This is a genomic window from Kitasatospora sp. NPDC023385, from assembly GCF_055664045.1.
Window position 1 is genome coordinate 58,407 of the sequence record NZ_JBVOOL010000028.1, and the last position, 17,654, is coordinate 76,060.

At 74.2% G+C, this 17,654-nt stretch carries 19 protein-coding genes; 11 read left to right on the top strand and 8 right to left on the bottom strand.

Annotated elements, in window-relative coordinates; genetic code table 11:
* Positions 1-166: 166 nt before the first annotated feature.
* The 3 genes from AC0B61_RS30840 to AC0B61_RS30850 all read left to right on the top strand — a co-directional run bounded on the left by AC0B61_RS30840 (position 167) and on the right by AC0B61_RS30850 (position 3,359).
* Positions 167-1,099: a nitrilase family protein gene (locus tag AC0B61_RS30840; protein WP_471744775.1), complete on the top strand. Its 933-nt coding sequence runs from the start codon at positions 167-169 to the stop codon at positions 1,097-1,099.
* Positions 1,100-1,253: 154 nt separating this feature from the next.
* The gene (locus AC0B61_RS30845; protein WP_471744777.1) at positions 1,254-2,561 is read left to right on the top strand and encodes an aldehyde dehydrogenase family protein; all 1,308 of its coding nucleotides are present in this window, start codon (positions 1,254-1,256) and stop codon (positions 2,559-2,561) included.
* Between the two features lie 45 nt (positions 2,562-2,606).
* The gene (locus AC0B61_RS30850; protein ID WP_471744779.1) at positions 2,607-3,359 is read left to right on the top strand and encodes a maleylpyruvate isomerase family mycothiol-dependent enzyme; all 753 of its coding nucleotides are present in this window, start codon (positions 2,607-2,609) and stop codon (positions 3,357-3,359) included.
* A gap of 87 nt (positions 3,360-3,446) precedes the next feature.
* Here AC0B61_RS30850 and AC0B61_RS30855 read toward each other — a convergent pair whose 3' ends face one another.
* From AC0B61_RS30855 to AC0B61_RS30865, 3 genes are all read right to left on the bottom strand, one after another.
* The gene (locus tag AC0B61_RS30855; protein WP_471744780.1) at positions 3,447-3,848 is read right to left on the bottom strand and encodes a TIGR03618 family F420-dependent PPOX class oxidoreductase; all 402 of its coding nucleotides are present in this window, start codon (positions 3,846-3,848) and stop codon (positions 3,447-3,449) included.
* A gap of 163 nt (positions 3,849-4,011) precedes the next feature.
* Positions 4,012-4,656, bottom strand: coding sequence for an MBL fold metallo-hydrolase (locus AC0B61_RS30860; protein WP_471744782.1), 645 nt, complete (start codon positions 4,654-4,656; stop codon positions 4,012-4,014).
* Entirely contained in the window at positions 4,653-5,738 is a 1,086-nt protein-coding gene (locus tag AC0B61_RS30865; RefSeq protein WP_471744783.1) for an S-(hydroxymethyl)mycothiol dehydrogenase, read from the bottom strand. The genes AC0B61_RS30860 and AC0B61_RS30865 overlap by 4 nt, the downstream gene beginning before the upstream one ends.
* Positions 5,739-6,357: 619 nt before the next feature.
* On the opposite strand from AC0B61_RS30865, the gene AC0B61_RS30870 reads away from it, so the two are divergent.
* From AC0B61_RS30870 to AC0B61_RS30880, 3 genes are all read left to right on the top strand, one after another.
* On the top strand, positions 6,358-7,566 hold the full coding sequence (locus AC0B61_RS30870) for a cytochrome P450 (RefSeq protein ID WP_471744785.1): 1,209 nt from the start codon (positions 6,358-6,360) through the stop codon (positions 7,564-7,566).
* Positions 7,563-7,820, top strand: coding sequence for a ferredoxin (locus AC0B61_RS30875; RefSeq protein WP_471744787.1), 258 nt, complete (start codon positions 7,563-7,565; stop codon positions 7,818-7,820). Before AC0B61_RS30870 ends, AC0B61_RS30875 begins: the two co-directional genes overlap by 4 nt.
* Before the next feature lie 170 nt (positions 7,821-7,990).
* Positions 7,991-9,211, top strand: a complete 1,221-nt coding sequence (locus AC0B61_RS30880; RefSeq protein WP_471744789.1) for an MFS transporter — start codon at positions 7,991-7,993, stop codon at positions 9,209-9,211.
* 81 nt (positions 9,212-9,292) lie between these two features.
* Here the strand turns inward: AC0B61_RS30880 and AC0B61_RS30885 are convergent, their stop codons facing one another.
* The 4 genes from AC0B61_RS30885 to AC0B61_RS30900 form a co-directional block, all read right to left on the bottom strand.
* Entirely contained in the window at positions 9,293-10,231 is a 939-nt protein-coding gene (locus tag AC0B61_RS30885) for a LysR family transcriptional regulator (RefSeq protein ID WP_471744791.1), read from the bottom strand.
* Positions 10,232-10,363: 132 nt separating this feature from the next.
* The gene (locus AC0B61_RS30890) at positions 10,364-11,236 is read right to left on the bottom strand and encodes a PhzF family phenazine biosynthesis protein (protein ID WP_471744793.1); all 873 of its coding nucleotides are present in this window, start codon (positions 11,234-11,236) and stop codon (positions 10,364-10,366) included.
* Positions 11,237-11,286: 50 nt separating this feature from the next.
* The gene (locus AC0B61_RS30895; protein WP_471744794.1) at positions 11,287-12,384 is read right to left on the bottom strand and encodes a DUF5937 family protein; all 1,098 of its coding nucleotides are present in this window, start codon (positions 12,382-12,384) and stop codon (positions 11,287-11,289) included.
* A 22-nt stretch (positions 12,385-12,406) separates the two neighbouring features.
* Positions 12,407-12,985 (bottom strand): hypothetical protein, encoded by a 579-nt coding sequence (locus tag AC0B61_RS30900; RefSeq protein WP_471744796.1) that lies wholly within the window; start codon positions 12,983-12,985, stop codon positions 12,407-12,409.
* On the opposite strand from AC0B61_RS30900, the gene AC0B61_RS30905 reads away from it, so the two are divergent.
* The 5 genes from AC0B61_RS30905 (at position 12,978) to AC0B61_RS30925 (ending at position 17,267) form a co-directional block, all read left to right on the top strand.
* A complete protein-coding gene (locus AC0B61_RS30905) occupies positions 12,978-13,787 on the top strand; it encodes an MFS transporter (RefSeq protein WP_471744798.1) in 810 nt (269 codons plus the stop codon). The genes AC0B61_RS30900 and AC0B61_RS30905 overlap by 8 nt on opposite strands.
* A 28-nt stretch (positions 13,788-13,815) precedes the next feature.
* Positions 13,816-14,382, top strand: a complete 567-nt coding sequence (locus AC0B61_RS30910) for a hypothetical protein (RefSeq protein WP_471744800.1) — start codon at positions 13,816-13,818, stop codon at positions 14,380-14,382.
* 144 nt (positions 14,383-14,526) lie between these two features.
* Entirely contained in the window at positions 14,527-15,330 is an 804-nt protein-coding gene (locus tag AC0B61_RS30915; protein WP_471744802.1) for an MBL fold metallo-hydrolase, read from the top strand.
* A gap of 7 nt (positions 15,331-15,337) precedes the next feature.
* Entirely contained in the window at positions 15,338-15,769 is a 432-nt protein-coding gene (locus AC0B61_RS30920; protein ID WP_471744804.1) for a nuclear transport factor 2 family protein, read from the top strand.
* A 136-nt stretch (positions 15,770-15,905) separates the two neighbouring features.
* Complete coding sequence (locus AC0B61_RS30925) at positions 15,906-17,267, top strand: NAD(P)/FAD-dependent oxidoreductase (RefSeq protein ID WP_471744805.1); 1,362 nt, start codon at positions 15,906-15,908, stop codon at positions 17,265-17,267.
* A 7-nt stretch (positions 17,268-17,274) separates the two neighbouring features.
* On the opposite strand, the gene AC0B61_RS30930 is transcribed toward AC0B61_RS30925, so the two are convergent.
* Positions 17,275-17,654 (bottom strand): hypothetical protein (locus tag AC0B61_RS30930; RefSeq protein ID WP_471744807.1); only part of this gene is annotated, 380 nt, incomplete at its 5' end.

Genomic DNA, 17,654 nt, shown 5'->3' on the forward strand with positions numbered 1-17,654 from the left:
GTCCGTGATGCGCACGCTCGTGGCGTTCGCACTCTTGTGGCGGCGGCTCCGAGGCGTCAGCGTGGTGGCGAACCGCACCGGGTGGGGCGGGCGCACCAGCACCGCCCCCGTACGACCGCAAGGGCGCCCGTCGGGGAGCCGGAGAGAGGCGACGATGCCCATGCCCATGCCCGTGCCCCCGCCCCGCCCCGAGGCCGTGTGCGCACCGGCGGAGGACCGGCGGGCGAGTCCCGCCCGCGTCTGCGTCGTGCAGTTCGACGTGCAGGTCGGAGTCGAGCACCGGGAGCGCAACGTCGAGCACGGCCTGGGCCTGGCCGCACGGGCCGCCGACGACGGCGCGACGCTGATCGTGCTGCCCGAACTGTGCGCCACCGGCTACGCGTTCGCGACCAGGGCCGAGGCCTACGCACACGCCGAGGAGGTGCCGGCCGGACGCACCGTCCGCCGGTGGGAGGCCTTCGCGCACGACCGTGGCGTGCACCTGGTCGGGGGGCTGGTCGAGCGAGACGGTGTCCGCCTGTACGACACCGCCGTCCTGGTCGGCCCGGACGGCTACCTCGGGCACTACCGCAAGACGCACCTGTGGAACACCGAGAAGCTCTGGTTCACGCCGGGCGACCGCGGCTGCCCGGTCTTCGAGACCTCGCTCGGGCGCATCGGCCTGCTCGTCTGCTGGGACATCTGGTTCCCCGAAGTGCCGCGGCTGCTGGCCCTCCAGGGCGCGGACATCATCTGCAGCGCCAACAACTGGACGTGGACACCGCCGCCGGTGTTCGACCAGGGCGGGCGGTGCATGGCCGCCTACCTGACCATGACCGCCGCGCACGTCAACAGCGTCGTCATCGCCGCCGCCAACCGGATCGGCACCGACCGCGACGCGCGCTTCCTGGGCTGCTCACTGATCGCCGGCACCGACGGCTGGCCGCTGGGCGAGATCGCCGGGCCGGACGAGGAGCGCATCCTCAGCGCGGACGTCGACGTCGTCGCCTCCCGCGGCGCACCGATCTGGAACCCGCTCAACGACCTGGTGCGCGACCGCCGCACCGACCTGTACGACGCGATGCTCGGCTACACGTCGGGCCGGGCGTTCCCCCGCTGACGCGAACGCGGGGGTGCGACGCGAACCAATGCTTGACAAACTCAACCTTTCATCCTTAGTGTCACTCTTGAGCTATTGCTTCATGTGATGAAAATTCCACGGGCGCAAACGCAACCGCCCGCACCCCACCACGCCTCAGGACCGCGAGACCCTCATGACTGACAGCATTCCTTCGGTGGTCGCCCGACTGCGGGCCGAGTTCGACACCGGCCGGACCAGGCCGCTCGCCTGGCGCCTGGACAAGCTGGCCGCCCTGCGCGCCCTCCTCGCCGAACAGGCCGAGGTGTTCCAACAGGCCCTGCACGCCGACCTCGGCAAGAGCGCCACCGAGGCGTACCGCACCGAGATCGGCTTCACGCTCCACGAACTCGACCACACCGTGGCGAACTTGGAGGAATGGCTGCACCCGAGGCCCGCCGCCGTGCCGAAGGTCTTCCACCCGGCCGAGGCCCGGGTCGTCCGCGACCCGCTGGGCGTGGTGCTGATCATCGCGCCCTGGAACTACCCGCTCCAGCTCGCTCTGGCCCCGCTGGTCGGCGCCCTCGCCGCCGGGAACACCGCGCTCGTCAAGCCCAGCGAACTCGCCCCCGCGACCTCGGCGGCCATCGCCGAACTGCTGCCGCGCTACCTCGGCGAGGAGACGGTGGCGGTCGTCGAGGGCGCCGTGCCCGAGACCACCGCGCTGCTGGAGCAGCGCTTCGACCACATCTTCTACACCGGCAACGGCGCGGTCGGGCGGATCGTCATGGCCGCCGCCGCCAAGCACCTCACGCCGGTCACCCTGGAACTCGGCGGCAAGAGCCCCGTCGTGGTCGAGCCCGGCGCCGATCTCGCCGTCACCGCGCAGCGGATCGCCCGCGGCAAGTTCCTCAACGCCGGCCAGACCTGCGTCGCCCCCGACTACGTCCTCGCCATCGGTGACACCGCGGCCGGCCTGGAGCAGGAACTGGCCTCCGCCGTCACGGCACTGTTCGGCACGGCCCCGGCCGAGAGCACCGACTACGGGCGGATCGTCAACGAGCGCCACTTCGACCGGCTCACGGCGCTGCTCGGCGACGGACGCACCGTCATCGGCGGCGAGCACGACCGCGACTCGCGTTACCTGGCCCCGACCGTCCTCGCCGACGTCCCCGCGACGGCCGAGGTGATGCGGGCCGAGATCTTCGGCCCGATCCTGCCCGTCGTGGCCGTCCCCGACCTCGACGCGGCGATCGCCTTCATCAACGAACGTGACAAGCCGCTCGCGCTGTACGCCTTCACCGAGTCCGCGGACACCAAGCGGCGGCTCACCGAGGAGACCTCCTCCGGCGCGCTCAGCTTCGGCCTGCCCGTCTCCCACCTGGCGATGCCCGAGCTGCCGTTCGGCGGCGTCGGCGAGAGCGGCATGGGCCGCTACCACGGCGAGTACTCGATCGAGACGTTCAGCCACGCCAAGGCCGTCGTCGACAAGCCCCTCGCCTGATCCCGTCCCCCCGACCGCCCCCGTCCCTCTCTGGAGCGCCCGTCCATGACCCCGAACGAGCACGTCGCCGCCGTGTCCGCCGAGACCACCCGGTTCGTCGCCGCCGTCCGGTCCGCCGACCCGGTCACCCCCGTCCCCAGCTGTCCCGACTGGACCCTCACCGACCTCGTCCGCCACGCGGGCAGCGTCCAGCGCTGGTTCACCGTCCTGCTGCGCCGGCGCATCCAGGAGCCGCCCACCAGCCGGGACGTCGACCTGAAGCTCCCCGAGCGGGCCGAGGACTACCCGGCCTGGTTCGCTGAGGCCGCGGCAGAAGCCGCCGCGGTGTTCGCGGACACCGACCTCGACGCACCGATGTGGGCGTGGGGCGCCGACCAGCACGCCCGGTTCTGGGTGCGCCGGATGCTCTTCGAGACCCTCGTCCACCGCGTCGACGCCGAACTCGCCCTGGGCGTGAAGCCCGACCTCGACCCGGCGCTCGCCGCGGACGGCGTGGACGAGTTCCTGACGAACCTGCCCTACGCGGCCTTCTTCGCCCCGGGGACGGCCCGCCTTCGCGGCGACGACCGCACGATCCGCTTCGCCCGCACCGACGGGGACGGCGACTGGCTGGTGCGCCTGCGCCCCGACGGCTTCGGCCTCGAATCCGGTGACGCGACCGCCGACGCCACCGTCTCGGCCACCGCCGCCGACCTGCTGCTCCTCCTCTACGGGCGCATCGACCGTACGGCGCCCGAGGTCACCACGGCCGGCGACGAGGACCTGCTGCAGCTCTGGTTCGCCAACTCCGCGTTCTAGGAAGCCTCCCGGGGGCGGCGGCCGTTCTCCCTGCGAGAACGGCCGTTCCGAGGACGAGGCGGCGCAGCCTGAGCCCGATGCGCAGCCTCAGCCTCGCCCGAGGACGCGGTCCACGGCGATCTCGATGACCACCCGGTCCGGATTGACCCGCGGCTGGCGGTAGCGCTCGGTGTAGCGCCGCTCCGCGTCGGCGACCTGCTCCGGCTCGTCGCGGACGACGGCGACGCCCTCCAGGGTCGCCCAGCGCGCCCGGTCGACCTGGCAGACCGCGACCCGCAGGCCCTCCGGGCCGGCCGCCGCGACGTTGCGCGCCTTGAGGCTGGTGCGGCTGGTGATCACCCGGGCGGTACAGGTCTCCGGCTCGAACGTCACGCCGACCGGCACCACGTGCGGCGTGCCGTCGGGGCGGGTGGTGGTGAGGGTGGAGATGTGCCGCTCGCGCCAGAAGGCGAGCATGGCGTCATCGAGGTCGCGCGGGTCATGGGCCATGATCGCGATCGTACGGCCCCCGGGGAACGGTCAAGCCCCCGGGGGTCGTTCGGGTGCGACGCGGTGGCCGCAGGCGGTGCGGTGCCCGCAGGCGGCGGCGCGGTGGCCGTGCCTGCGGCGCAGTGGCCGGCGGGCACGGTTGCCAGTGGCCGCCGGCACAGTGTCAGTGGCCGCGGGCGATCCACTCCGGCAGCGCGGGAGCCTCGGCGCCGATGGTGGTCGGGTCGCCGTGGCCGGTGCGGACCACCGTCTCGGGCGGGAGCGTCAGCAGGCGCTCGCGGATCGAGTCGATGATGGTCGGGAAGTGCGAGAACGACCGGCCGGTCGCGCCCGGACCGCCCTGGAACAGGGTGTCGCCGGTGAAGACGGTGCCCAGCTCGGGCGCGTACAGGCAGACCGCGCCCGGCGCGTGGCCCGGGGTGTGGAGGACGGTCAGCCCGGTGCCGGCCACCTCGATCCGCTGTCCGTCGGCCAGTTCGCCGTCCGGCAGGCGCGCGGGGTGGGTGAGCTTCCACAGCGGGAGGTCGTCCGGGTGCAGCAGGATCGGCGCACCGGTCCGGGCGGCGAGGGCCGGGGCCGCGTCGATGTGGTCGTTGTGGGCGTGCGTGGAGACGATCGCCAGCAGCCGGCGCCCGCCGAGCGCCGTCGCGATGGCCTCGGCGTCGTGCGCGGCGTCGATCACCACCGCCTCCTCGTCGTCGCCGACGATCCAGACGTTGTTCTCCACCTCCCAGCTGCCGCCGTCGAGTTCGAAGGTCCCGGCGGTCACCAGCCGGTCGACCCGGGCTGCGGGGTCGCGCCCGCTCACAGGAGCACCACCGAGCGGAGGACGTCGCCCTGGTGCATGCGCTCGAAGGCCTGCTCCACCGCGTCGAGTCCGATGGTCTCGGTGACGAAGGCGCCCAGGTCCAGGCGGCCCTGGAGGTAGAGGTCGATGAGCATCGGGAAGTCCCGCGAGGGCAGGCAGTCGCCGTACCAGGAGGACTTGAGCGCGCCGCCGCGGCCGAAGACGTCGAGCAGCGGCAGCTCCAGCGTCATCTCCGGGGTCGGTACGCCGACCAGGACGACGGTGCCGGCCAGGTCGCGGGCGTAGAAGGCCTGCCGGTAGGTCTCGGGCCGGCCGACCGCCTCCACCACCACGTCGGCGCCGTTGCCGCCGGTGAGCTCGCGGATCGCCTCGACCGGGTCGGTGGTGCGGGAGTTGACGGTGTGGGTGGCACCGAGCGTGCGGGCGGTCTCCAGCTTGCGGTCGTCGATGTCGACGGCGATGATCTTCGCCGCGCCCGCCAGCCGGGAGCCCATCACGGCCGCGCCGCCGACGCCGCCGCAGCCGATGACCGCGACCGAGTCGCCGCGGCCGACGTTGCCGGTGTTGATCGCGGCGCCCAGGCCCGCCATGACGCCGCAGCCCAGCAGTCCGGCGACGGCCGGCTCGGCCGCCGGGTCGACCTTGGTGCACTGGCCGGCGGCGACGAGGGTCTTCTCGGCGAACGCGCCGATGCCCAGCGCCGGGGACAGCTCGGTGCCGTCGAGCAGCGTCATCTTCTGCTGGGCGTTGTGGGTGTCGAAGCAGTACTGCGGGCGTCCGCGCCGACAGGCCCGGCACTGGCCGCACACCGCACGCCAGTTGAGGACGACGAAGTCGCCGGGCACCACCTCGGTGACGCCCTCGCCGACCGACTCCACGATGCCCGCGGCCTCGTGGCCGAGCAGGAACGGAAACTCGTCGTTGATGCCGCCCTCGCGGTAGTGGAGGTCGGTGTGGCAGACGCCGCAAGCCTGGATCCGGACCACCGCCTCGCCCGGGCCAGGGTCCGGCACCACGATCGTGGCCACCTCCACGGGCGCGCCCTTGGCGCGCGCGATCACTGCCTTGACCTGCTGGGGCATCCGATTCCACCTCCGTCGGCCGATGCGCCTCTGCACCGGCGTGACCTGCGACAAAACGACTGCAGAAGCACTGCCCACGAAGCGTAGCGCCCGCTCCGGCGACCGCCGCCGGAGCGGGCGGCCGATCCGGCGTGATCCGGCTCACCGGAAGTGCCGCAGGCATATCCGCCGGCCACCGGCGCACCTCACCGCGTCCCACGTGGCACTTGCCGGCGGAATGGGCCGCGGACGCCCCGACGGGCTCCGGGGGCGGGGGCGCACGGGCGGCGCTGACCGCCCGTCAGCGCGCCCCGAACCGCCCGGAAAGCACCGGTGTTGGCCGGAAGTGCCGCAGACGGGCGCCCCACGGCCCACGTACGGTCGTAGCAGAGACGGTCCACGCGACCACGCTCAGCACACCCGCCCCACCTGACGGCGCGCCACCGCGCACCGCCCGTGCTCGGCGCGTACCGACCGTGCGCCCCCGCACGTTTCGCGCCACCCCGCAGCAGACGCCCGACCTAGCCCCGGCCCGTGTCGAGCCGCCAGCCGGCCGCACCACCCGTCCCCGCGCCAATCCCGGATACACCCCCCGTCGGACCGCACCTCGCGGCCCACCGTCCTGGAGTCTGGAGTACGGATGTCCACCGAGAACAGTGCGACCGGCACCGCCCCGCTCCCCCCGCTGCACTGCCTGCGCCACCTCGAACCCGGACCGCCCCGGCTCGCCGCGCTGCCCACCGGCACTCCGGTGTGGCTGGTCAGCCGACACGCCGACGTGCGCCAGGTGCTGACGGACCCGCGCCTGGGCCGCGCCCCGCTCTACGCGCCGGACGCACCGCCGGTCACGGTCACGCCCAACATCCTCGACGACCCGCAGAGCATGCTGAACATCGACGGCACCGAGCACCAGCGGCTGCGCCGCACCGTGCAGCGGGCCTTCACCCCGCGGGCGATCGCCCGCTGGAAGCCGTGGGTGGCCTCGGTCGTCGAGTCACTCATCGACGAGCTGATCGACCACGGCTCGCCCGCCGACGTCGTCGCCTCCTACACCCGGCCGCTGCCGGTCGCGGTGATCAGCCGGCTGATGGGCCTCGACAACCTGGACACCAAACGGCTCGCGCACTGGAGCGACCACGCGCTCTCGGCCACCGCCTTCAGCGCCGAGGCGATCGGCGCCGCCATGTCCGAGTTCACCGCCTTCGGCGCGGAGGTGATCGCCCAGCGCCGCGCCGAGCCCGGCGATGACCTGGTCAGCAGCCTGCTCGCGGCCGCCGCCGACGACGGCTCCATCACCGAGCCGCAGCTGGTCGCGCTCGTCATCGGCCTGGTCGTGGCCGGCCACGAGACCACCATGACCAGCCTCGGCAACGCCCTGGTCTACCTGCTCGGAGACGGCCGCGAAGCCTGGCAGCAACTCGCCTCCGACGAGGCCAGCGCCGCCGCCGCGACCGAGCAGCTGCTGCGCGCCGTCCCGCTCGGCGACGCCCACGAGCACATGCCCGGCCTGATGCGCCGCACCGTCGAGGACGTCGAGATCGGCGGGGTGGCCATCCCGGCCGGCAGTGTGGTCGCCGCCGACACCACCGCCGCCAACCAGGACCCCGACGTCTACACCGGCAACCTGGGCACCGAACTGTTCTCCCCGCTGGCCGCGCCGATGCTGACCTTCGGTGCCGGCCCGCACCACTGCCTGGGCGCCTGGCTGGCCCGGATGGAGCTGGAGCTCGCCCTGCACCGGCTCGCCCGCCGGCTGCCGGCCCTACGGATGGCCGACGCGGCCGAGCGGATCGACTGGCGGCGGGGCCTGCTCACCCGCAGCCCGAACTCCCTGCAGGTGGCCTGGTGACGGGCGGGGCGGACACCGAGCCGGTGACCGTCCGGGTCGACCGGGACCGCTGCATCGGCTCCGGGATGTGCGCCCGCACCGCCCCCGACTCGCTGGCCCTCGGCATCGACGGCCTCGCCACCCCGCTGGCCGGATACGACCACGGCGGAGCGGAGTTGACGGAAGAGCTGACCGAGGCGGTGGACTTCTGCCCGGTCGAGGCACTCACCCTCCACGCGGCCCGCGGGGGCTACCGGATCGACCCGGCGGAGTGATCCCCGCCCCGGTGGTGCCCGCGACAGCCACAGCGGGCACCACCGGAACCGACACCGCTGGACCGGCACCATCAGCATCGGCATCGGCATCGGCATCAATGAGCCCAGCTAATGGATCGATGAGCTTATCGATCTTGTTCGGCCCTTCTGCCCGCTGATGAGCTGACTCCATGACAAACGCGGAAACCCTCGCGAACGCGGAGAGCCTCGCCGACGCGGACGCCCCGGCCCCACCGTCAGCCCATCGCTGGTCACCGGTCGTCGCCGTGGCCCTCGCCACCTTCACCGTGGTCTCCTCCGAGATGATGCCGGTCGGCCTGCTCACGCCCATGTCCCAGAGCCTCGGCGTCTCCGACGGAGTCACCGGCCTCTCGCTCACCATCACCGGCCTGATCGCCGCCGTCCTCTCCCCCTTCACCCCGGTGCTCCTCGGGCTGCGCGACCGCCGCACCGCCCTGGTCGCCTTCATGCTGCTGCTCGGCCTCGCCAACGCGCTGACCGCCCTCGCGCCGAACTTCGCGGTCCTCGCGCTCGGCCGCGTCCTGCTCGGCACCGCGATGGGCATCGTGTGGGGCCTCGCCGCGAGCCTCGGCCCGCGCCTCGCCCACGGCCCGCGCATCGCCCTGGCCATGACGCTGATCTTCTCCGGCGTCTCCATCGCCTCCGTCCTCGGCGTACCGCTGGGCACCTACCTCGCCGCCCTGCTCGACTGGCGCGCCGCGTTCTGGGCGCTCGCGCTGCTCGGCGCGGGCTCCGCCGCCGCCCTCGCCGCCACCCTGCCCGCGCTGCCGGTGCACGAGCGCGGACGGCTGAGCGGCCTCGCCGGCGTCCTGCGCCACCGGGGCGTCGCCGTCGGGATCGCGATCACCGCCCTCGTCGTGCTCGGCCAGTTCACCGGCTACACCTACCTCCGCCCCGTCCTCGAAGCCGACGCGGGCCTGAGCAGCGGCGCCATCGCCGCCTGCCTGCTGGTGTACGGACTGGCGGGCGTCGCCGGGAACTTCACCCTCGGCCCGCTGTCCGGCCGCCACCCGAAGGCGGCCGTCGCCCTCGCGCTCTCCGGCATCACCCTCGCCGCCGCCCTGCTGCCGTACGTCACCGGCGGCATCACCACCGTCGTGCTCGCCCTGGTCGTCTGGGGCGTCTCGTACGGCGGGGTCTCGGTCTCCACCCAGAACTGGGTGCGCATCGCCGACCCCGCCGGCATCGAGGCCTCGGCAGCCGTCTGGGCGGGCGCGTTCAACGCGAGCATCGCCCTCGGCTCCTTCGCCGGCGGGCTGGTCGTCGACCGGGCCGGGAACCACGCTGTCCTGCTCACCGCGGCGGCCCTGGCGGCCGCGGGGCTGCTGCTCACCGCCCGCTCCCGGCCGGGCGGCCACCGGCTGACGTGACACCGACTGCTCCGACGCCGGCTGGTCCCAAACCGACTGGTCCGACGCCGGCTGGGGTGCCGCCGACCGGCGGCAAGCGGCTCAGTCGACGTGCTCGGCCAGCAGCTCGACGAAACCGGCCGCCAGCGGGTGCGGCCGCCGCTCGTGCTGCACCACCTCCAGGGTGGTCAGCGCCAGTTCGGGCACCGGCAGGAAGCGGATGTCCGGCCGCTGGACGTACGTCGTGCTGCGCTCGCACAGCAGCAGCCCCAGGCGGGTGCCGGCCACCATCGACAGGCCCTCCTGGATGGTGGCGGCGCCCGCCGGGTACGCCAACTCCCGCCCGCCGGGCGTGTGCCGGGGCGCGTTCACCTGGCGCCAGTACTCGGGCGCCGGGCCGCGCGGCTCGATCAGCGGCAGCGCGGCCAGCTCGTCGGCCGTCACACCGGCCGCCCCGGCCGGGCTCCGCGCGGCGGAGACCGCCACGTACACCGGCTGCCGGGAGAACTCCAGCAGCACCTCCAGCCCCGGCTCCCGGCAGGGGGCGAGCACGATGGCCAGGTCGATCTCGCCCCGGACGAGGTGGGAGAACGGGTCCGCCCAGGGCAGTTCGACCAGTTGGGCCGTCCCCTCCGGCAGGCTCGCGATCACCCGGGCGACCGGCTCGTACACGGCGCACTGGAAGCCCAGCCGCAGCGGCCGGGCGGTCGCCGCCCGGGCCCGGGCCGCGTCGTAGCCGTCCCGGAGCCGGTCGAAGGCGGGCACCACCTGCTCGGCCAGGGCACGCCCCAGCTCGGTCAGCTCGACGCGGCGGCTGGTCCGCCGGAACAGCGGGGCGCCGACCCGGCCCTCCAGGCGCTTGATCAGCTGGGAGACCCGGCCCTGGGAGACGCCCAGGCGCTCCGCCGTCCGTCCGAAGTGCAGCCGGTGGACGAGGACGGAGAAGCACTCCAGCTCCTGCAGCGGCAACTCGGGGAGCACGGCAGGCCGGGAGTGCCCGGAGAGCCCGGCGCTTGCCGGGTCTGTCGTCGGTCGATCCACCCCGGCAGTCTATGCGCGGCCGCGCTCCCCGCCGCAGGCCAGCGCGGCGCGCAGCGCGGCGGCCGGGTCGCCCGGCGGGAGCTGGTCGAGTCGCACGCTCCTGAGCCCCTCCGCCCGTGAGCCCGTGCGGCCCTAGCGGATCGCCACCGCCGTGCCCGAGACGCGCACGCGGGCGTCCTCCGCCCGCAGTTCGACCCGCAGCACGCCGGGGCGGCCCAGGTCCTCGCCCTGGTGCAGCGTCAGGACCACCGGGGCCGGCACCGCGCCCAGCTCGCGCAGGTACGCGCCGAAGGCGGCCGCGGCGGCGCCGGTGGCCGGGTCCTCGACCACGCCGCCGACCGGGAAGGGGTCGCGGACGTGGAACACCTCCGGGCCCTCGCGCCAGGCGAGTTGGAGGGTGGTGAGGTCGCGGGCCCGCATGTAGGCGGCCAGCCCGTCGAAGTCGTAGTCGAGCCGGGCCAGCCGCTCGCGGGTGCCGACGGCGAGGACGAGGTGGCGGGCGCCCGCGTAGGCGACGCGCGGCGGCAGGGCCGGGTCGAGGTCGGCGGCGGACCAGCCGAGCAGGGCCAGCGCCTCCTCGACGTCGGCCGCCGGGACGTCCTCGACCTTCGGCTCGACGCTGGTGAGGGTGGCCCGCAGCAGCCCGTCGGCGCCCCGCTCGACCTCGACCGGGACGTCCCCGGCCGCCGTCGTGAACACGTACCGCCCGGGGCCGGTGCGCTCGGCGAGGGCGACGGCGGCGGCGACCGTCGCGTGGCCGCAGAACGGGACCTCGGCGAGCGGGCTGAAGTACCGGACACGGTAGGCGCCTTCGGCCTGACCGGCGGTCAGGAACGCGGTCTCGGAGTAGCCCAGCTCGGCGGCGACGGCGAGCATCCGCCGGTCGGTCAGCCCGGTGGCGTCGAGGACGACGCCCGCCGGGTTGCCGCCCTCGGGGCGGGTGGCGAAGGCGGTGTAGCGGAGGATCCCGGGCGTGGTGGCAGCGGCGGACGCATCGTCGGTCATGCCCGGACGAACGCGTTCCGCACCGCCGCTGTTCCCGATCGCACGCCGCGTCACCGCAGCACCGCCTCCAGGAAGTCCGACCCGAGCCGGGCGCTGCCCGCCAGGTCGAGCTGGTAGAGCATGTACCGCCCGCGCCGCTGCGTGGTGAGCAGCCCGGCCTTCCGCAGCACCGCCAGGTGGCGCGACACCTCGGGTGCGCTGAGCTCCCAGGCGGAGGCCAGTTCGCCGGTGGTGTGCGGGCCGCGGGCCATGGTGCGGGCGAGGCGCAGCCGGACGGGGTGGGCGAGCGCCTCCAGGCGCTGCTGGACGAGGGCGAGCGAGACCGGTTCGGGCAGGCCCGCCTCGGCGACCGGGTACTGCAGGACGGGGCGCCAGCCGGGGGCGTAGACGACGAGCAGGTGGGGGCGGCCGAAGACGGTGGGGATGAAGGTGACGCCGCCGTTCTCGACGGCGCTGGTGGTGCTGTCCTGCAGCTTGTCGATGACGATCCGCCGCCGCCCGTCGTCGCCGTGCTCGAGGGTGACGGACGGCGAGAGGGCGGCGACGGCCTCGGCGAGGCCGCGGCGGGCGAGCAGGTCGGCCTTGTGCCGGGCGTCGGCGGCGAGGTCGGGCAGGGCGCGCTGCCAGGCGTCGGCGAAGAACGCGGACTCGCAGTCCTCCAACATTCGCCGCACCAGCGCCCGGACGGCGGGCGGGTCGGCGAGCAGCCGGTCGGCGAAGGCGGCCTGCCGGGGGCCGCGGGCGAGGGCGAGTTCGCGGGCGCGCTCGTTGGCGGCGGGGTCGGTGAGCGGGGAGGCCGTCCGGGGGGTGAGCCGGGTGGAGCCGCAGGTGGTGATGAGGGCTCCGGCGACGTACAGCTCGTCGTCGATCCGGTCGACGGCGTCGAGTTCGTCGGCGAGGGTGGCGCCGGGCAGGCCGGGGACGAGGAAGTCGGCGCGCGAGGAGCGCCAGAGGAAGTCGGCCTCCAGCAGGCGCTCGGACAGCTCCGGCGGGATCCGGGTGGTGGTGCAGCTCGCCCAGCCGTGCAGCGCGGGGTGGTGCGCGGGCTCGGCGAGCACGTGCAGCATGGCGTTCAGCTCGGCGAGCGGGGAGGGCGTGAAGAGCAGGCGCTCCTCGGGCAGGCCGGTGATGTCGATGGTCACGCTCATGCGCCCGCCTCGCTTCGCTCACTCACGTGAGGAATCCTGTCACCCCGCCCGACGCCGTCTCACGTCGATTGACGGGAACCGTCAATCGACGTGCCAGGCGGCCCTGCCGGGGCGGACGGTACCGGCCATGAGCCTGATCCAGGAGAAGTCCGTCCATGACCATGCCGCCGCCCGCAACGGCGAGCCGCCCGCCCCACCGATCGGCACCGGCCGGCGCGGCCCGTCCGCGCTGCTGAGCCTGCTGACCGCCGCCGGCGGGCCCCGGTACGCCGTCGCGCTGGCGGTGGACGCGGTGGGCGGCGGGATGCTGCGGCCGTTCCTGCTGCTGTACGGGGTCGGCATGCTGCACCTGGGCGCGGGCGCGGTCGGGCTGGCGCTGTCGGCCGGAATGGTCGCGGGCCTGCTCGTGGTGCCGCTGACCGGCCGCTGGATCGACCGCGGCGCCCGTACCCTTCCCGCCGCCGTCACCCTGCTGCTGCGGGCGGCCGGTGCGCTGGCGCTGTTGTTCGTGGACGGCCTGGCGGGGTTCACGGCGGCGGCGGTGCTGTTCGGGGGTGGGCAGCCAGTCCTGGCCGGCCACGCACGCGGCGGTGGTGAGCACGCTGACCGAGGGCCGGCTGCGGGACGCGGCGCTCGCCGCCGGGCGGTCGGTGCGCAACGCGGGGCTGGGCGCGGGCGCGCTGCTGGCCACCGTGGCCGTGAGCGGCGGGGCGGGCGTGATCCGGCTGCTGGCCGGGGTGACCGGCGCGGCCTGCCTCGGCGCGGCCCTGCTGGTCGGCTCGCTGCGCGTACGGGCTCCGCAGAAGGCCCCGGCCGACGGTCCGCAGGAGCGGCGCGAGCCGCTGCGCCGGATCACCCTGCTGAGCCTCGCCAACCTGCCGTACGCGTTCTGCTTCGACGTGCTGGAGGTGGCGCTTCCCGCGCTGCTGGTGCTGCAGCTGCACGCCTCCCCGGCCTGGTCCTCGGGCCTGTTCGTCGGCAACACGGTGCTGGTGATCGCCCTGCAGCTGGCGCTGGTGCTCCGGCTGGCGGACCGCTCGCGGCGCGCCGTGCTGGCGGCGTCGGGGGCGCTGCTGGCGGTCTCGTACCTGGGCTTCTGGGCGGCCGGGGCGCTCGGCGGGGCGCCCGGGGCGGCGGGCATCGCGGTGGTCTCCGTGCTGTACACGCTGGGCGAGATCCTCTACACCGGCTCGGGCACGGCGCTGGTGGCGGCCGTCGCCCCGCCGCACCTGCTCGGGCGGGCGCTGGCCCGCTGGGAGCTGTCGATGGGCGTGGGCCGGGCGGCCGCCCCGGCGGTGCTGACGGCACTACTGGCCGCCGGCCCCGGCGCACTGTGGGTGCCGCTCGCCGCCGCCACCGCGCTGGGGGCGCTGGCGGTGCTGCGGCTGGCGCCGGCGCGGTAGCCCCGGACCCGGTGAGATGATCCGATCCATGGCGCTCACCCCGTACCAGCAGCACCTCCGCGACCGCGTCCTGGCCGCCGAGGTGACGGCCCCGCCGGAGCCGTGGCGGCCTGTCGGCCGGGGGATGATCCCGGTCGGCGGGCTGCTCGGCATCGGCTTCGCCGTCCACCCGGAGAGCGGGCACGACGTGGTGCTGACCGTCTCGAACAGCGGGCGCGGGCTGTTCGACGCCGTGACGGGCCTCAAGCTGGCCCGCGACCATGAGCCGGCGGAGGAGCCGGACGGCCCGGACCTCCGCTGCCCCGGCCTCGGCCAGGTCACGGACGTGCGGATCCCGGTGGCCGGGCTGTGGGGCGGCGGCCTGCACACCGGCGCCGAGGGCGGCTGGCACGTCGAGGTCGCCGCCCCGGAGTGGCCGCACCACCGGGTGCTGCTCGCGACCGGCCGGGGGCCGTGGCAGGGCGAGCACGGGGAGACCTGGTGGCAGGTGTTCGACTCCAGCTGGTCCACCCTGCGCGCCGCGGGCTTCTCCCCCACCGGCCGGACCCTGGCGGTGGCCACCAGCAGCGACCTCACGCTCTGGACCCGCGCGTAGGCCTCCCCGGACCCGCGTGCAGCCCGCGCCGGACTCGCGCGTAGGCCTTCCCGGACTCAGGCCTAGCCCTTCCGGATGCGCACGGGACGCCCAGCGCCGATGCTGGCGGCGAGGCGTGCCCGGCCCGAGGAAGGAATCCGCAGCATGAGCGCACTCGACTTCGAGATCGTCGACAGCCCCGACAGCTCGCTCAACAAGACGTCCGTGCTGGTCACCGGCCCGCAGGACGCCCTGCTGGTGGACGCCGGGTTCACCCGCTCCGACGGGCGCCGCCTGGTCGAGCGGATCCGGGCGAGCGGCAAGCGGCTGACCACCGTCTTCGTCAGCCACGGTGACCCGGATTTCTACTTCGGCGCGCAGGAAGTCCAGGACGCCTTCCCGCAGGCCCGGTTCCTGGCCACCGCCACGACCGTCCAGCACATCCAGGAGACGTACGAGGGCAAGTTGCGCGCCTGGGCCCACCTGGGCCCCGAACTGCCCACCCGGCTGGTCCGGCCGGAGGTGATGCCCGGCGACGAGATCGTCTTCGAGGGCCACCGCTTCGAGGTGCGCGGCGCCGACTTCCACCTTCCCGACCGGCACTACCTCTGGCAGCACCACCACCGCGCCGTACTGGGCGGGGTACTGCTGTTCCAGGGCCTGCACGTATGGACGGCCGACACCCCGGACGAAGCCCAACGAGCCGCCTGGATCGACCTGTTGGACGGCATCGAGGCGCTCCACCCGACCTGGGTGGCGGCCGGCCACCGGATCGCCGGCGCGGCCACCGACCTCAACGCCGTCGACCACACCCGCGCCTACCTGCGGGCCTTCGAGACCGAGATCGGCCGAGCCGCGGACGCGTCCGCCGCCCGCGAGGCGCTGGAGCGGCGCTTCCCCGACCTGGGGCTGCGGATCGCCGTGGACATCGGCACCAAGGTCGTCATGGGCGAGATGGCGTGGGGGTGAGCGGACGATGATCGAGATCCCCAGGGACGTCGCCTCCTTCGCCGAGTCCACCGCCCCCGCCGACGTGGTGCGCCGCCAGTACCTGGCCTCCGCCCGGGGCGACCTGGCCGCGCTGCGCGCCACCCTCGCCGAGGACGTGGAGTGGACCGAGATGGCCGGCTTCCCGCTGGCCGGCACCTACCGCACCCCCAAGGGCGTCACCGCCAACGTGATGGAGCGGCTGGCCGCCGAGTGGGACGAGTGGACGGCGCACGACGACACCTACGTGGTGGACGGCGAGGACGTCGTGGTGCTGGCCCGCTACACGGCCGTCCACAAGACCACCGGAAAGCCGCTCGCGGTCCGGGTCGCCCACCACTTCACCGTGCGCGGCGGGCGGATCGTCCGCTTCGAGCAGTTCACCGACACCGCGCTGGTCAGGGCGGCCATGACGCCGTAGGGCCGCCGGTTCACCCGGACCTCCCGTTCACTCGTACGGGCGAGCGTGGCGCGGCGCGCCCGCCGCGGTGTCGACACGCCACCCGGGCGGCGGGAGGCTGGCCCCTGATCCACGGCCGGAGAACGAGGAGTCGAGCATGGCGGGCACGGACAACGGCGCGACCGGGACAGACGGGACAGGCGGGACGGAGGGCGCGACAGGGACGGGCGCGACAGGCCGGACGGGCGACGGGCAGGACCGGCCGATCGTCATCGTCGGCGCGTCCCTGGGCGGCGCGAAGGCGGCCGAGGCCCTGCGGGAGGCCGGCTACCGGGGCAGCATCGTCCTGATCGGCGAGGAGCACGAGCGCCCGTACGAGCGGCCGCCCCTGTCCAAGGGCTACCTGCAGGGCAAGACGCCCCGGGAGAAGATCCACGTCCACCCGCCGCAGTGGTACGGCGAGCACGACGTCACGCTGCGCCTCGGCACGGCGGTGGTCTCGATCGACCCGGCCGGGCACACCGTGACGCTCGCCGACGACGGTCAGGTGGCGTACGACAAGCTGCTGCTGACCACCGGCTCGGTGCCGCGCCCGCTCCCGGTGCCCGGCGCCGACCAGGCGGGCGTGCTCCTCCTGCGCCGGGTCGAGGACAGCGACCGGATCAGGGCGGTGCTTCGGCCAGGCGCCCGGATCGCGGTGATCGGCGCGGGCTGGATCGGCCTGGAGGTGGCGGCCGCGGCCCGCGAGGCGGGCGCCGAGGTGACGGTGCTGGAAGCCCTCGAACTGCCCCTGCTGCGGGTGCTCGGCCGGGAAGTCGCCCAGGTCTTCGCCGACCTGCACCGGGACCACGGCGTGGACCTGCGCCTCGGCGTCGAGGTGGCCGAACTGACCGGCGACGGCGGCACGGTGACCGGCGTGAAGCTCGGCGACGGCACGACGGTGGCGGCCGACGCGGTCGTGGTCGGCATCGGCATCTCCCCCGCCGTCGGGCTCGCCGAGGCGGCCGGGCTGGAGGTCGACAACGGCATCAGGACCGACCGGCACCTGTGCACCTCCGACCCGGACGTCTACGCGGCCGGCGACGTCGCCAACGCCTACCACCCGCTGTTCGGCAAGCACATCCGGGTCGAACACTGGGCCAACGCCCTCAACCAGCCGCAGACCGCGGCCCGCGCGATGCTCGGGCAGCCGGACGCGGTGTACGACCGGATCCCGTACTTCTTCACCGATGCCGAGTGGACACCCCGGCATCCTAACGAGCCGGTGGCCTCAGGGGACAAGCTGAGCATGGAGTACCTCGGTTACGTCGAGCCCGACGGCTACGACAGGGTCGTGTTCCGGGGGGACGTGAAGGCCAACGAGTTCATCGCGTTCTGGCTCAAGGACAGCCGGGTGCTTGCCGGCATGAACATGAACGTCTGGGACGTCACCGACCCGATGCGCGAACTGATCATCTCCAAGCGCGTGGTGGACGCCGACCGCCTGGCGAACCCGAACATCCCCCTCGGCGAGGTCTGAGAGGACGTTAAGTCCGTTTCTGGTACCGGCCGCGTCCGGGTTGGTCGAGGAATCCTTGACGGACGAGTCGTCCCAGGCGGGAGCGGGTGACGTTGATCGAGGGCTCGTCGGTGGGCAGTGCGAGGAGTTCGTGGAGGTCGCGAACCTGGAAGACGCGCCCGGGGTGCTCGTTGAAGGCGGTCACGATGCGCTGGTAGACGGTGGCGGGCTCCTCGCAGGCCTGTGCGTGGTCGGGCAGGGCGAGGCTGTCGATGACCTTGCGGGTGGTGACGATCTCGGCGAGGCGGGCCTCGGCCTCGGCCAGGGCACGGGTGAGTTGCTCGATCTGTTCGCGCAGGCCGTCGGCGCGTGCGGTGGTCTCGTCGTGTTCGGCTTGCAACAGCCGCA

What these genes read in the sequence shown, in the direction of transcription:
- AC0B61_RS30895 (WP_471744794.1), bottom strand. Translation starts at nt 12,384, where the DNA reads ATGAGCGTGACCATCGACATCACCGGCCTGCCCGAGGAGCGCCTGCTC.
- AC0B61_RS30865 (WP_471744783.1), bottom strand. Translation starts at nt 5,738, where the DNA reads ATGCCCCAGCAGGTCAAGGCAGTGATCGCGCGCGCCAAGGGCGCGCCC.
- AC0B61_RS30920 (WP_471744804.1), top strand. Translation starts at nt 15,338, where the DNA reads ATGATCGAGATCCCCAGGGACGTCGCCTCCTTCGCCGAGTCCACCGCC.
- AC0B61_RS30880 (WP_471744789.1), top strand. Translation starts at nt 7,991, where the DNA reads ATGACAAACGCGGAAACCCTCGCGAACGCGGAGAGCCTCGCCGACGCG.
- AC0B61_RS30845 (WP_471744777.1), top strand. Translation starts at nt 1,254, where the DNA reads ATGACTGACAGCATTCCTTCGGTGGTCGCCCGACTGCGGGCCGAGTTC.
- AC0B61_RS30850 (WP_471744779.1), top strand. Translation starts at nt 2,607, where the DNA reads ATGACCCCGAACGAGCACGTCGCCGCCGTGTCCGCCGAGACCACCCGG.
- AC0B61_RS30855 (WP_471744780.1), bottom strand. Translation starts at nt 3,848, where the DNA reads ATGGCCCATGACCCGCGCGACCTCGATGACGCCATGCTCGCCTTCTGG.
- AC0B61_RS30925 (WP_471744805.1), top strand. Translation starts at nt 15,906, where the DNA reads ATGGCGGGCACGGACAACGGCGCGACCGGGACAGACGGGACAGGCGGG.
- AC0B61_RS30870 (WP_471744785.1), top strand. Translation starts at nt 6,358, where the DNA reads ATGTCCACCGAGAACAGTGCGACCGGCACCGCCCCGCTCCCCCCGCTG.
- AC0B61_RS30890 (WP_471744793.1), bottom strand. Translation starts at nt 11,236, where the DNA reads ATGACCGACGATGCGTCCGCCGCTGCCACCACGCCCGGGATCCTCCGC.
- AC0B61_RS30915 (WP_471744802.1), top strand. Translation starts at nt 14,527, where the DNA reads ATGAGCGCACTCGACTTCGAGATCGTCGACAGCCCCGACAGCTCGCTC.
- AC0B61_RS30910 (WP_471744800.1), top strand. Translation starts at nt 13,816, where the DNA reads ATGGCGCTCACCCCGTACCAGCAGCACCTCCGCGACCGCGTCCTGGCC.
- AC0B61_RS30840 (WP_471744775.1), top strand. Translation starts at nt 167, where the DNA reads ATGCCCGTGCCCCCGCCCCGCCCCGAGGCCGTGTGCGCACCGGCGGAG.